Here is a 13161-nt window from a genome sequence, read left to right as displayed (position 1 = left end):
GTCATGTGCCGTGGGCACAGTGTTACCCACGGGCCCCGGGGCTCGCGCCGAGGCTCGCATGGAGCTGCCTCATTTGCCGGGCGAACTCCCGCCCCTCATTGGTCAGTTCATCGGATTCAAGCAGCATCGACAGCGCTTCACCCACCTGATCGTGGACATGGTCGAACTGCTGCGCGGCCCGTGCGCTCCACGCCCCCGGCGCACCCGGGGCATCCCTCGCCTTCCGCCACAGATCGGCCAACGCCAGGTGGGCGTAAGCCCCTTGGAAGACCCCGGCCACCGGACGGGCGTCGGTGCGCCAGCCGACCCGGTAGAGCACGGGGGTGCTGCCGGGGCGGTAGAGGGGGACGAGCTCGTGGAGCGTGGAGAGTTTGCTGTGGTGCAGCTCGTGGACGAGCGTCTCCGCCATGTCGGTGGCACCGGCCGACGGTGTCATGAGGACGGCTCCGGGGGCGACGCTGAGCGTGGCCCCGACGGAGCGTGGCCCCTGCGGCAGCAGCGGTACGAGCGCGCCGACCGTCTGCCCGACCTCGGCCGCCCGCTCCCGGTCGGTCCGCCGCAGCAGCTCCCGGGCCGCCCGCCAGTGCGCGGACCAGGCGGCATGGTCGATGTCGGGCCGCTCGGCCGCGACCCGGGCCGGGGTCCCGACCCCGCCGGGCGGCACCCGGTAGGGGTCCAGGTCCTCCAGGCGCGCGGCTCCGCCGGACAGTCGGCGCAGTCCGCACCAGCCGGGGCCGCCGCCCGTCACGGCGCCGGTACGCGGGTCGGCGAGCCGGAGGAGCGCCGCCGGGGCCCCCGGGGTGCCCTCGGAGTGGATCCGCACGACCTGGGAACGGGAGGTCAGCCGGACGGGGCCCGGGTCGACGAGGACGCTCCCGACGCCGGGGAGCGAGAGCACGCCCGCGGGAGCCCCGACCACGAGGTCGAGCGGCCGGCCGGCCCGCAGGGCAGCGGTGGCGGCGATCAGTTCGAGGCGGGACAGGTGCCGGTCGAGGGCGGGGCCGGCGGGTTCGGTGAGGGCGGCGGCGAGCCAGGCGCCGGTGGTCGGGTAGTCGAGGACGGCGCGGACCACCGCGGGCGCGCCGCGCTCGGTCCGTTCGAGCAGGCTCCAGGCGGTCTCGAAGGCGCGCCGCGTTTCGGGGGCGACCTCGTCGCGATGGCGCCGCACCCGTACGAGCAGGGCCTTGAGCAGCAGCAGCCGGCGGGCGTGCACCCCGGACCGCAGGAAGGCCGCTCCGGCCGGTGCGGGCCGGGTGGCCGCCAGGGCGGCGAAGGCCGCGGGGCGCGGCGGGGCGGCGATCACTCCCGGCTCCGGGCGCCGACCGAGGGCGTGGGTCCGGTGGACACGGCCGGAATCGAGCGGTGGTCCCGGGTGCGGGACGGTGTCCGCGGAGCGGCACCGCCCGCTCCCGCGTCAGTCGACGAAGGCGTCCTCGGGCCAGGAGACGACCAGATCCGAGGGGTGGCGCAGCACTCTTTCGACCGCCGCGCCGAGGACGGCGTCGTCCGTGACGCGCAAGGTCCGCAGATCGACGGCCGCGAGATCGGGCAGACGCGGGGACCGGCCGGCACTCCGGCCGACACCGGTCGCCCACTCCGTACGCTCGAACACTCTCGGCTCCTCCTCACCGACGCTGTCCCCCACGGTCGTAGCGGCGCAGCGGTTCTTCCCGACCCCGGGAGACCGGAAACCCATTCGATTCAACTGCGCCCATGTGCGCCCCCGTTATCCAGCCGATCCTCACAAGCTCTTCAGAAGCTCACCCGGTGGTGCCGCTCCAGGCCCACCAGGGTGGTGCGATCCCGCGCCGCTCCTCGGCGGAGGCTCTGGCGTAGCCCCCTCCCGTCGCGCCCTCGACCTCCCGCAGCAGCGTTCTGGTCCGCTCCACGTCGGTCCAGTCCACGTCCACGAGCCGCCCCGTGAGCCGCCGCCACTGCTCGGACGCGGCGAGGAGCGCGGTTCTCGCCCGGCCCGGACGGCCCATCAGCCACAGGACGGCTCCCTGGGCGTGCAGCGCGCGGGCGCCGGTGACCGTGCCCGGGCTGTCGCCGTGGGCGGTACGGGACTCCTCGGCGGCGTTGCGGTACGCGGTGAGAGAATCGCCGATCACCCCGTCCCGCGCGGTTTCGGCCAACTCAAGGCGCACTCGTCCCAGTTGCAGCCAGATCTCGGCGCGGTCGCCCGGGTCGTCGGTGCCCCTGAGCGCCTGTTCGAGCAGATGACGGCTCTCGAAGAGGTCGGGCAGAAACCCGGCGCGGTGGAAGCGGAGCGCGAGGACGCTGCCGATCAGGGTCCGCGCCCTGGCCCGCTCGGGCGCTCCGGCGGGCATCCGCGTGAGGGCCTCGCGCAGGACGCCTTCGGCGCGGTCGACGGGGGCCGTGCCGGTGCCCGCCGCGGCGCGCCTGAGGAGCGATCCGCCCCAGGTGAGCAGGAGCGGTCCGCGCTGTTCGCTGTCGGCGGGGGCGAGGAGGGTGGCCTCCTCGTACGCCGCGTCGGCGGCGGCCCCGTCGCCCTCGGTGTCGTACAGCCGGGCACGTGCGGTGGTGAAGCGCAGCCGCAGGGCGCGGGCGTCGCCGAGGAGGGGTTCGGCGCGGTCGAGCACGCGGCCGATGCGGCCCGGGTCGGCGGCGGCGAGGTGCAGGGCGTCGGCGAGGTCGAGGAAGGCGGCGGCGCTCTCGTGGAAGGTGAGGGCGGCCGTGAGTTCGTCCGCCGCCTCCTCGCCGTCGCCCCGGGCGAGGAGCAGTCGGCCACGGCGCAGATGGAGGGTGTGGCGGGCGGTTTCCGGCCAGCGCTCGGCTTCCTCGGCGAGGGCGGTGAGGGCCGCGTCGAGGTGGCCGGTCTCGTCGGTGTCGCGCCACAGCGCGTGGTGGACGACGGCGAGTTCGAGCCGGGCCTCGGCCCATGCCTCCTCGCCGGTCGTGGCGAGTTCCCCGGCCCGTACGAGGGTGTCGGCGGCCTCGCCGAGGAGGTCCGGGCGGCGGCCGGTGCGCCGGACGGCGGCGGTGCCGGCCTCGGCGTACAGGGCGCGGGCGAGGACGATCCGGGCCTCGACGGGTTCGGCCGGGAGTGCCGCCTCGGCGCGCTCGCGCGCACCGGCGAGGAGGGCCGGGTCGGACTGGGCGCGGCCCTGCGCGAGGAGGCGGCGGGCTTCGGTGAGCGGGTCGGGGGTGACGAGGTCGGGGTGGTAGAAGCGGAGTACGCGCGCGGGGATGCGGGCGAAGAGTTCGGTCTCGGCGCCGTCGGGTCCCAGGGGCTCGTCGGTCGCCTCGGTCTCCTCGGGAAGGTCGGCCGCCCGGCCGTGGTTGCGGCCCGTCCCCCGGCCTTCTCCGGTCCTGGTCCTGGTCCCGGCCCCTGTTTCGCTGCCGGTCTCGGCCTCGGTGTCGGCTCCCGCGAGGCGGGCGGCGGCGAGCGCGGGGAAGTTGCGCATGCCCTGGCCGAAATTGCGCTCCACGTACGCGGAGCAGTGCTTGAGGACGAGGGCGGCGGCGCTGGGGTCGAGCGAGCCGAGGAAGTGCTGCTGGACGCCGGGCGGATAGCTGAAGCAGGGGTACGGGGTGGGGCCGGGCAGTCGCCGCAGGAGTCCGCTGAGCAGTACTTCGGCCAGTTCCATGGGGCCGGTGTCGGGCAGCATGGCCCGCTGCACGAGCTGCATGACGGGCAGCGTCAGGGGGGCCGCCGCGAGGTGCACGGCGAGCCGGAGCGCGCCGGGTGAGGCTCCGGCCCGGAAGGCGCGCAGGAGGTCCTCGTCGCTCCGCGGGGCTCGGGGGGTTCGGGGCCCGCGCGGTTCCACCGCGTCGGGGGCGAGCCAGGCGGCCCAGCCGCGTACGGCGTTGCCGCCCTGCCCGGTGTGGAGCCGGGTCCAGGAGGCGAAGGCCTCGGGGGTCGGGGTGAGCACGGGGACGGCCCTGCGGCCGGGGACGAGGGGCCCCCAGGGTTCGTCGTCGGAGCGGAAGACGGTGTGGCCGCCGGGGGTCGCGGACCGCTGGAAGGTGCCTGGTTCGGCGGGGAGCGCGGTGCGGGGCCAGAGCCGTGGCGGCAGCGGCTGGACGAGGGCGAGCGGGGAGTGGCGGGGCCACTGGCGCAGGAAGCGCTGGGCGGCGCCGCGCTGCCAGAGGGGTCCGACGCAGTCGCTGACGACCAGGGTGAGCCGGTTGCCGGTGGGGTCGTGGAGCTGGTCGACGGGGCGCAGCCGGGGGCGGCCGTCGGCGCCGGTGGTGGTGGTGACGAGCGGGGGGCCTTCGCCGGTGTCGTACAGGCGGTGCACCTGGACGTCGCGGAAGGCGCCGGACTGCTGACAGGCCTGGCGGAGTTCCTCGACCATCCGGCTCCAGACGACCATGGCGGGGCCGGTGTCCATGAGGAGCTGGATGGCCTGGCGTCGGCCCGCCGCCGGGCGCATGACGGGGGTGAGGATGCCGGCGGCGGCGCTGCGTTCGGCGGTGGCCTCCTCGTCGAGGGTGCCCTCGCCGGGGCGGTGGGGGGCGAGGGTGTAGGCGCGCAGGGGCCGGAGGGCCTTCTGGAGGCCCAGGAGTCCGGGCAGGGCGTTGGCGCCGGGGGCGCGGACGGGCAGGGTCGCGCCGCGCTCCGTGGACCCCGGGCGGGAGATGGCGCCGGTGGCGCCCGTGGCTCTTGCGTATGTGGGGATCCCCGGGCTTCCGGTGGCGCCCGTGGCCATGTGGAGGGAGACGGACTCCCGTGGGCTCCCGGGGCCGGCCGCCGCTTCCCCGTCCCCGCGTACGGCAGCGCCTTCGCCGCGGGCCTGGTCCGGACGCCCGGTCGAGCCGTCCCCGGCCCGTGGGGTCTCCGGAGCGCCCTCCGGCCCCTCGGGGTTCTCCGCCCCCTGCCCCTCCGGGCTCTCCGGTCCCTCCTGGTTCGGCGACGGGCCGGGCAGCCACTGGGACAGCCAGAGGGCGTCCGCTACGTCCTCGGCGGTGAGGTCCTGGCCACCGGCCCGCAGTCTGCGGGTGAGTTCCTCCAGATGCATCCGGTGCATCCGTCCGTCACCTCGGCTGATCGAGCGGTTGCATGAGCATGTCGGCGATGCGTTCCCTGGTGACCCGTTCGGCGCGGGAGGCGTGCTGGGTCAGATAGAGGGCGTTGAGGAGCTGGTCGGTGGCGATCACCTCGCCCGGCTCGCGATTGAGGAACCGCTGCACGAGGCCCTGCTCGCCGTCGCCCGCCGCGGCCTCGGTGCCGAGGTGGGCCTCGATCATGGCGCGGAGCTGCTCCTCGCCGGGCGCTTCGAGCTCCAGGCGGATGCAGCGGCGTAACAGGGCGGCGGGGAAGTCCCGTTCCCCGTTGGAGGTGAGCACGATGAACGGGAAGGTGGTGCAGCGGACCCGGCCGCCCAGCACCGCCACCTTGCGGCCGTCGTCGCTGAGCACCTCGACGACGGGCTCCCGGTCGGCGAGCCGCTCCAGCTCGGGGATGGCGAACTCGCCCTCCTCCAGGGCGTTCAGGAGGTCGTTGGGCAGGTCGAGGTCGCTCTTGTCGAGCTCGTCGATGAGCAGCACCCGGGGCTGCTCGGAGGGGAGCAGCGCGGTGCCGAGCGGCCCGAGCCGGATGTACGAGCCGATGCCGGCCGGGGCCGCGGCGGCGGAGCCGGGCGAACCGGCCTGGGCGCGCTCCAGCTGGACGTCCTGGAGGCGCCCGATGGCGTCGTACCGGTAGAGGCCGTCCTGGAGGGTCGTGCGGCTGACGATCGGCCACCGGAGCACGCGCCCGAGGCGCAGTTCGTGGGCGACGGCGTGGGCGAGGGTGGACTTGCCGGTGCCGGGGTTGCCGGTGACGAGGAGCGGGCGCCGCAGGTACAGGGCGGCGTTGACGGCGTCGGTCTCGGCGGGCCGGGGGTGGTGGTTCTGGACGAGTCTGCGCTTGACGCCGAGCCGCCGGTCGGAGCCCGCCAGGGTGTCGTCGGCACTGCCTGTGGAGAAGTCGCGCCAGGGCGGCGGCGCGGGCAGTCGTTGTATCTCGTCGTGCGGAAGACCGGCACCACGGTAGATCCGCCAATCGTTCACGATGGACTCCTCCTGGCTGTGGTGTCGATGCCGGGCCCGTCGAAGGTACCGCCCGGGGGTGGGGCCTGCCGATGGTCTGATCGGACGGATCGCGGGGCCGTCGTCCCGATGGCCGCACCGGTCACTCCTCCCCCTCCCCGATCAAGGGCGGGGCCTCCAGACGGCCGCCGTGCGGTGGCCGGTCGGGCGCGTCCAGCAGGACCGCGATGCTCTCGGCCCACGCGTACGCGGCCCGTGCCTCGGGGCCCGCGGCCCGGTCCGTCGCGCGTGTGCGCAGGGACCTCAGGGGGCCGCGTACGTCCCAGGCGGTGAGGGCGGCGGAGAGGAGCCGGTCGGCCCGCTCGTGGAACTCCGCGCAGTCGGTGTGGTCATGGGCCCCGGTCCGCCAGAGGGCGAGCGGATGGCCGGCGGCCAGGGCCGCGTTCATCGCCATGAGCCCGTCGCCGCTGCCCACGTGGCCGCAGTAGACGGGGACGGTGCCGCCCTCGGCCTCGCGGAGCCGGTCGTACGCCTCCGCCCAGGTCTCCCGGCGTACGCGCGCGGTGTGGGCGTCCGGGCCCGCGCCGGGCACCTCGGCGCGCAGCGGGGCCACGCGGAGCGGCCCCTGCTCCGCCGCCTCCCAGCGCTCCCGCCACTCGGGGGCCGGCTCCCGGTCGTGGCGGCGGGCGTCGCGGATGACGACGAACCTGCGCTGGCCGAGGGTGGTCGCCCAGGCGTCGTCGGGGCCCTGGGGCGGTTCGAGCCGCCAGGTGTCGAGGGGTTCGTCGAAGAGCTCGCGCGGGAGCACCGCCTCCACGGCGGCCAGGTGCGGTCCGCTGTCGCCGCGCCGCAGGGCGTCCGCGAGCGGTTCGCGCAGGGTCTCCTTGAGGCGCGTCCGCTCGACTCCCCGGTCGTCGAAGTGGAGCGGGCTGACGGTGTGCCCGTCGAGGAGGAGCTTGACCCGCCACGGGTAACGCCGGTCCCAGCGCGGGGTGTCGATCTCCAGGAGGACGTCGGCACGCGCGCGGGGTTCGCGGACGGAGAGGGGCGCGGGCCGGCCGGGGCCGACGAGCCGGTCGATCTCGCGCCGGAGGTGCCGGTCGGCATCGCCCGACTCGTCGACGATCCAGCGGGTGAGTCCGGCGGTGTCTGCCCGCTCGCCGTACCGTCCGCGCACGTGCCGGGCGACATGGGCCGCGTACAGCAGGACCGCGTCCAGGTCGAGGTCGCGGACGCCGTCCCGGCGGGGCGCCCGCAGGCCGCGCAGCAGTCCGGCGCCCTCGCTCCAGGTGCGCGGGTCGTCCTCCAGGGCGTCCGGTAGTTCGTCGTCCCTGATCCAGGCCTTGACCTGGTCGATCAGGTCCATGATCTCGCCGGGCGCGGTGGGCGCGGGCAGTTCGGCGAAGTGCCCGTGGAGATGGGTGCGCAGCCCCGGGCTCACGCCCGGGGCGCCGGGCAGCAGCCGCTGGGCGCGGGTCCAGTCGGGCCGGTCGTCCAGCGAGCGGTAGCGGGCGAGGTGGTAGCGGTCGTGGGCGCGCATGGCCTCGCCCATCGCCTCGCCGCCGGGGAGGTCGTGCAGCGCGCGCAGCGCGGTGACGGGGACGACGGCTCCGCCGTCGCGGCCGCGGCCCTTGTTGAGGCCGACGACGGCGCCCTGCTGGTGGTCGACGACGGGGCCGCCGGAGCAGCCCTCGACGGGCATGACCCAGTCGGTGACGAGCGCTTTGCCGTCGCTGCCGATGAGGGTGCCGTGGACGTGTCGGATGCCGAGCTCGCCGGTCTCCCGGGACCAGCCGTGGAGCCCGACGGCGGTCGGCGGGACGGGCGGGCGCTCACTGAGGCGCACGCAGGAAGCCTTCTGCGCGCCGGGCACCCGGACGAGCGCGAGGTCGGGGAAGGCCCACCGGTCCGGTGGGTCGTCGGGGCGGTCGGGGCGCGGCAGCGCGAGCACGACGGTGCCGGTGGTCTCCCGGGTGGTCTTGCCGTCCTCCCAGGTGATGCCGACGGCCGGCTCGCTCCTCCACACCGCGCTTCCCCCCTCGGCCACGACATGGGCGCAGGTCAGCACCCAGCCGGGGGCGATGAAGAAGCCGGTGCCCCAGTACCGGTCGCCGTGCGGGTCATACCCGCAGCCGGGAGCGGCGATGCGTACCAGTGCGGGGCGCACGAGAGCGTCGAAGGCGCTCATGCGGTCTCATGGTCCGCCGGCTCCGCTGCGGAGGGGTCGGGTGCGGGCGGCTCGGCGGCGGGAACGGGCGCGGAGCCGGGTGCGGGATCCGTGGCCCGACCCGGTTCGGTCCAGGTCAGGGAGACGCTCACGGAGGCCTTGCCCGAGCCGTCCGCGAGGACGCCGATCACCTTTCCGGACTGGGCCGACAGTTCGATGCCGAAGCTGACGGCGACCTCCACCGGCCCCTGCGGGTCGAGCCCGGCCCGCAGCGAGCCGACCACCCCGCGCACCACGTCCGTGAGCCCTCCGGCCATCGAGACCACCCGGTCCTTGACGCCGGTGTCCTGGAACCCACCGCCCCTGCCGAGTTCCTGCACGTCACTGACCCGGGCCCATACGGGCGTGCCGTCGTCCAGCCGAATACGCGCGATCCCGTGAGTCACAGCGCCCCCGCTCCCCGAAACGATGATGAGGAAGGCTAGTCGGTGGGACTGACGGGCGACAGGGGACGTCAGGGGTTCGGCCTATCCTGATCGCATGTATTTCACCGACCGTGGCATCGAGGAACTGGAGAAGCGGCGCGGCGAGGAGGAGGTCACCTTCGAGTGGCTCGCCGAGCAGCTGCGGACGTTCGTCGACCTCAACCCCGACTTCGAGGTGCCGGTCGAGCGCCTCGCGACCTGGCTGGCCCGTCTCGACGACGAGGACGACGAGGACGAGTAGGACCGCTCGCGGCAGGAGCCGTACCGAGGGGTGACTCCGCGCGCGGGGTCACCCCTCCCGCAGTCGGTCGTAGGCGAGGCCGAGCGCGCCGTGCGCGACGAGCAGCGCCCCGGCCGCCGCCCAGCCGCCGCTGCGCCGGCCGATGCCCCAGAGCAGCAGCGGGACGCCCGCCGCGACCTGCGCACCGCCCAGTACGCGCGCCTTGGGCCCGCGCAGGTACGCGCCCACGGGGCTGCCGTCCACGACGTCGAGTTCGGCGCGTACCGCCTCCCTCCACCCTGACCATTCGAGCTGCTCGGCGCCCTGGGCCAGGGCAACGGAGCGGAGCCGGTCGGCGCTCTCGCCGGGGAGGAGCCCGGTCGGCAGGGCGAGCCCGGCGCGGCCCAGGACGGCGACGACGCCGAGGAGCCGGCTGTGGGCGTCGGCGTCCGGATCGGGCTCGGTGAGCGGTTCGAGGGCCTGTACGTCCAGGACGGGGTCGAGCGCGAGCCGGGCGGCGAAGGTGCGCATCGCCTCGTCCTCGCCGACGGGGGTGCCGTCCGCGAGCCAGGTGTAGCCGACCGTGCGGCGGAAGCCGGCGGCGAGGGTCAGCCCTGCCCGGTCACGGTCCCACCAGAGCGCGACGACGGGCCACCCGGCGGCCGAGACGGCGAGGGCGGTGGCCCAGCCGGTGACGACCTGTTCGACGGACTCCCCGCCGTGGAGCCAGGGCTTCCCCTCCGGTACGAGCACGCTCCAGTCGTCACCCGCGGGGGCGAGCAGCAGGTGCTCGCGGAGCAGCTGGGCGGGCGGCCGGACCGCCGGGGGGTCGGCACGGCAGAGGAGCAGCGCCCCGACGGGATTCGGTCCGGATGTCGCGTTCATGGCCCCACGCTAGGCCAATTTGTCAGCTTTTGGGGGCAATTACCCTCACCCTGTCAGGGTCGAGTCAGGGTTGACTTCCCCTTTCCGCGATATATCGTGTCTATCGAGAAACGCGATATGTTGCGTTGCCGAAACGGGAGGTCAGCACCATGACAGAGTGGTCCGTCACCGAGCCGACGAAGCTGACGCCGGCCGAGCCCGTGACCCGGCTGCGGGTCCGCATCGTCAACGGCACGGTGAACGTGGTGGGGACGGACGAGAGTTCCGCCCGTGTGGAGATCGCCGAGATCGAGGGCCCGCCGCTGATCGTGTCCCAGGACGGCTCCACCCTGACCGTGAGCTACGAGGACCTCCAGTGGAAGAGCGCCCTCAAGTGGCTCGACCGCAAGGAGTACCGGCGCCGGGCCGTCGTCTCCGTCGCGGTCCCCGCGGGCGTCGACGTCGAGGTGGGAGTGGTCGGCGCCGAGGCCGTCGTCACCGGCATCAGGGGACGGACGGAGGTCCGCGGCGTCAGCGGCGACACCACCCTCCTCCGGCTCTCCGGCCCGGTCCGCGCCGAGAGCGTCTCGGGCAACCTGGAAGCCCAGTCGGTCACCGGCGCCCTGCGAATCAACTCCGTGACCGGGGACGTGACCGTGATCGAGGGCGCGGGCGCCTCCGTGCAGGCCGAGACGGTCAGCGGCGACATGGTCATCGACCTCGACCCGGCGGAGCTCGACGGGCCGCCCGCCGACATCCGGCTCTCCAGCCTCTCCGGCGAGGTCGCCATCCGGCTCCCGCACCCGGCTGACGCCCGAGTGAAGGCGAGCACCGCGAGCGGCTCCCTGTCGAACGCCTTCGACGACCTGAGGGTGGACGGGCAGTGGGGCTCCAAGTCCGTCACCGGCACCCTCGGTTCGGGCCGGGGCACCCTCAAGGCCACCACCGTCTCCGGCTCCATCGCGCTGCTCCGCCGTCCCGAGCCGGACGAGGACGGCGACTCCACTCCCTCCCCCGCCCCCTCAGCGACCGGAAAGGTGCTCTGACATGCCGCCCGTCTTCGCGCACGGCCGCCTCCGCCTCTATCTGCTCAAGCTGCTCGACGAGGCCCCACGCCACGGCTACGAGGTGATCCGTCTCCTGGAGGAGCGCTTCCAGGGGCTGTACGCGCCCTCGGCGGGCACGGTCTACCCGCGCCTGGCCAAGCTGGAGGCCGAGGGCCTCGTCACCCACGCCAGCGAGGGTGGTCGCAAGGTGTACTCGATCACCGACGCCGGCCGCGCCGAGCTGGCCGGCCGCGGCACCGAACTGGACGACCTGGAGCGGGAGATCCGCGAGTCGGTGTCGGAGCTGGCGGCGGAGATCCGCGACGACGTGCGCGGCGCGGCGGGCCGGGTGCGCAGCGAGATGCGCGCGGCGGCGGGCCAAACCCGCACGGCGGAGCCCTCCTCGTTCGCCGACGCCAAGGAGGAGCTGCGCCGGGTCGGTCAGGAGTGGAAGGAGCAGGCCCGCCAGGCCCGCGCCGAGGCGAAGTCCGCCCGCCACCAGGCGAAGGAGTTCCAGCGGATCGCCCAGCAGGTGCAGGAGGAGGTCCAGGACCGCTTCTCGCGGGGCGACTGGCCGAAGGGCGTCTGGGAAGGGCTGTCGGACATCACGGCCCAGCTCGGCGGCCTCGTGGCGGGCACGACCCATCCGAAGGCGGCCGGCCAGGAGCCGCCGTTCGCGGCGGCCCCGGCCGGCGAGGTGCCGGAGTGGGCGCGGGACACGGGTGGTTCGGGCGACCCGGCCCGCGACCTCGACCGGCTCCTCGACCGCTTCCGCGACGAGATCCGGGACGCCGCCCGCGACCACGGAGTGAGCCAGGAGCACCTGGCCGAGACCCGCGACCAGCTGTCGGCCGCGGCGATCCGGATCACCGGCCTGCTGAGGTCACGACCCAGAGCGTGACCCCGGCCGCCCGGCAGGGGCTCAGCCCCGGGTGACGGTCACCGTCACCCGGGCGCCCGGGGCCGCGAGGATCCAGGCCCTCCCCTGGGCCTTGCGGAGCACCAGCGCCCCACCCCGGGCCGTCACCCGCCAGTCGCCGGGAGGCAGGGAGAGTTCGGTGACCCTGGAGCCCCGGCGCCCGGCGGAGTCGTACGAGAGTCGGTAGACCCCGGTCCCCGGGTCGTACGCCGCGGAGCGCACCGCGCCCGCGACCGCCTCCGCGTACGGCTCGGCGGTCAGCTCCTTGTTCGTACGGAAGGCTCCGGCACCGTCCACGGCGCAGTAGCCGCCCCCGTAGCACCACTCCCAGCCGGCCCAGCCGGAGCTGTAGCGGCCGAGTGAGGCCATGGCCTCCCGGTAGAAGCGGTTCATGTTCGGCTGGGAGTTGTTGAGCGGCCCCCACTCGCCCACCACCACGGGGACCTTGTACTCCTTCGGGTACAGGGTGACGGCCTGTTCGTAGTTCTCGATCCAGCGGGCCGCCGGGTCGTAGTCCCCGCCTGCCTCCATGGCGCCGTTGTAGAAGTGCGGGGCGTAGACGACCTTCGGGTCGTCGATCCGGCCGAGTCCCGTGGGCACACCCTCGCCGACGATCGGGGTCGGCTCGACGAAGATCCAGGAGTCCCGGTCGACCGACCGGACCGCGTCCGCGACGCGGTTGTACATCGGGGTGATCTGGTCCCGTTCGATGCGCCGGGCGGCGGTCGCCAGGTCCTCCCCTTCGCGCAGCTCACCCATCGGCTCGTTGATCAGGTCGTAGCCGAGCACGGCCGGGTGGTCCTCGAAGCGGTCGGCGAGCACCCGCCACATGCGGGCCTGGGCCTGCCGCAGGTCCTCGTCCTCGTACAGGTGGGTGAAGGCGCGCTGCACGGCGGGCTCGAAGTACTCGGAGAACCAGTCGTCGGGGTGCGGTGTGAAGGGCAGCCCGTCGGTCCTTGTCGCCCAGGCGGGCACGCCGCGGTGGCCGAACGCGGGCCCGAAGACGTCCTGGTGGGCGTCGAGGACGACCTTGACGTCGTGGCGCGCGGCCCAGTCCAGGACCCGTTCGATCTTCCGGAGGTACGCCTGGCTGTAGCGGCCGGGGCTGGGTTCCAGGTCGTCCCAGAAGACCAGCAGTCGGGCGAAGTTGAAGCCCTTGGCCCGCATGTCGCGGAAGTGCTTCTCGGTGACGCCGGAGAGGGCGGCGTCACCGCTGTGCGCCTTGTCCCCGACGTTCCAGCCGCGCAGGGTGAGGGTGCGGCCCCGGGAGTCGGTGAGGGCGGGTATCGCGTCCCCGCCGGTCTCCGCGCGGGCGGCGGCAGCGGTCGGGGCGGTGGGGGCGAGCAGCGAGGCGGCGAGGGCGCCCGCGACCAGGGTGGTTCGCCACACATGGGTGGTTCGCAACAAGATGGACCTCCGGCACGACGAGGTGAGCGTTGTTCACGTTTCGCGTGCCGGAGATC

General features: G+C 74.6%; 11 protein-coding genes. 3 read left to right on the top strand and 8 right to left on the bottom strand.

What is annotated here, in order from left to right; genetic code table 11:
* Positions 1 to 22: 22 nt before the first annotated feature.
* The 6 genes from OG514_RS19840 to OG514_RS19815 all read right to left on the bottom strand — a co-directional run bounded on the left by OG514_RS19840 (position 23) and on the right by OG514_RS19815 (position 8610).
* The gene (locus tag OG514_RS19840; protein WP_266896589.1) at positions 23 to 1303 is read right to left on the bottom strand and encodes an HEXXH motif domain-containing protein; all 1281 of its coding nucleotides are present in this window, start codon (positions 1301 to 1303) and stop codon (positions 23 to 25) included.
* A gap of 111 nt (positions 1304 to 1414) precedes the next feature.
* On the bottom strand, positions 1415 to 1612 hold the full coding sequence (locus OG514_RS19835; protein WP_266896587.1) for a hypothetical protein: 198 nt from the start codon (positions 1610 to 1612) through the stop codon (positions 1415 to 1417).
* A 148-nt stretch (positions 1613 to 1760) separates the two neighbouring features.
* Entirely contained in the window at positions 1761 to 4994 is a 3234-nt protein-coding gene (locus OG514_RS19830; RefSeq protein WP_266896585.1) for an SAV_2336 N-terminal domain-related protein, read from the bottom strand.
* Positions 4995 to 5001: 7 nt separating this feature from the next.
* Positions 5002 to 6018, bottom strand: coding sequence for a MoxR family ATPase (locus tag OG514_RS19825; protein WP_266896583.1), 1017 nt, complete (start codon positions 6016 to 6018; stop codon positions 5002 to 5004).
* 121 nt (positions 6019 to 6139) lie between these two features.
* Positions 6140 to 8185 carry a trypsin-like peptidase domain-containing protein gene (locus OG514_RS19820; protein WP_266896581.1) on the bottom strand — a complete coding sequence of 682 codons (2046 nt, stop codon included), beginning with the start codon at positions 8183 to 8185 and terminating at the stop codon, positions 6140 to 6142.
* Entirely contained in the window at positions 8182 to 8610 is a 429-nt protein-coding gene (locus OG514_RS19815) for a CU044_2847 family protein (protein ID WP_266896579.1), read from the bottom strand. The genes OG514_RS19820 and OG514_RS19815 overlap by 4 nt, the downstream gene beginning before the upstream one ends.
* Before the next feature lie 94 nt (positions 8611 to 8704).
* Between OG514_RS19815 and OG514_RS19810 the strand changes: the two genes are divergently transcribed.
* Positions 8705 to 8890, top strand: a complete 186-nt coding sequence (locus tag OG514_RS19810; protein WP_010061466.1) for a DUF6104 family protein — start codon at positions 8705 to 8707, stop codon at positions 8888 to 8890.
* Positions 8891 to 8938: 48 nt separating this feature from the next.
* Here OG514_RS19810 and OG514_RS19805 read toward each other — a convergent pair whose 3' ends face one another.
* On the bottom strand, positions 8939 to 9754 hold the full coding sequence (locus OG514_RS19805) for a hypothetical protein (RefSeq protein ID WP_266896577.1): 816 nt from the start codon (positions 9752 to 9754) through the stop codon (positions 8939 to 8941).
* 149 nt (positions 9755 to 9903) lie between these two features.
* Between OG514_RS19805 and OG514_RS19800 the strand changes: the two genes are divergently transcribed.
* Both OG514_RS19800 and OG514_RS19795 read left to right on the top strand, forming a co-directional pair.
* A complete protein-coding gene (locus tag OG514_RS19800) occupies positions 9904 to 10779 on the top strand; it encodes a DUF4097 family beta strand repeat-containing protein (protein ID WP_266896575.1) in 876 nt (291 codons plus the stop codon).
* Position 10780: 1 nt separating this feature from the next.
* Positions 10781 to 11680, top strand: a complete 900-nt coding sequence (locus OG514_RS19795) for a PadR family transcriptional regulator (protein ID WP_266896573.1) — start codon at positions 10781 to 10783, stop codon at positions 11678 to 11680.
* Between the two features lie 21 nt (positions 11681 to 11701).
* Here OG514_RS19795 and OG514_RS19790 read toward each other — a convergent pair whose 3' ends face one another.
* On the bottom strand, positions 11702 to 13105 hold the full coding sequence (locus OG514_RS19790; RefSeq protein ID WP_266896571.1) for a cellulase family glycosylhydrolase: 1404 nt from the start codon (positions 13103 to 13105) through the stop codon (positions 11702 to 11704).
* Positions 13106 to 13161 lie beyond the last annotated feature (56 nt).

The organism is Streptomyces sp. NBC_00572 (assembly GCF_026341815.1).
Taxonomy (GTDB): Bacteria; Actinomycetota; Actinomycetes; order Streptomycetales; family Streptomycetaceae; genus Streptomyces.
This window is presented reverse-complemented; position numbering and strand designations above follow the sequence as displayed.

Coding starts and splice junctions, on each gene's coding strand:
- OG514_RS19800 (WP_266896575.1), top strand. CDS start 9,904: ATGACAGAGTGGTCCGTCACCGAGCCGACGAAGCTGACGCCGGCCGAG.
- OG514_RS19820 (WP_266896581.1), bottom strand. CDS start 8,185: ATGAGCGCCTTCGACGCTCTCGTGCGCCCCGCACTGGTACGCATCGCC.
- OG514_RS19795 (WP_266896573.1), top strand. CDS start 10,781: ATGCCGCCCGTCTTCGCGCACGGCCGCCTCCGCCTCTATCTGCTCAAG.
- OG514_RS19810 (WP_010061466.1), top strand. CDS start 8,705: ATGTATTTCACCGACCGTGGCATCGAGGAACTGGAGAAGCGGCGCGGC.
- OG514_RS19830 (WP_266896585.1), bottom strand. CDS start 4,994: ATGCACCGGATGCATCTGGAGGAACTCACCCGCAGACTGCGGGCCGGT.
- OG514_RS19805 (WP_266896577.1), bottom strand. CDS start 9,754: ATGAACGCGACATCCGGACCGAATCCCGTCGGGGCGCTGCTCCTCTGC.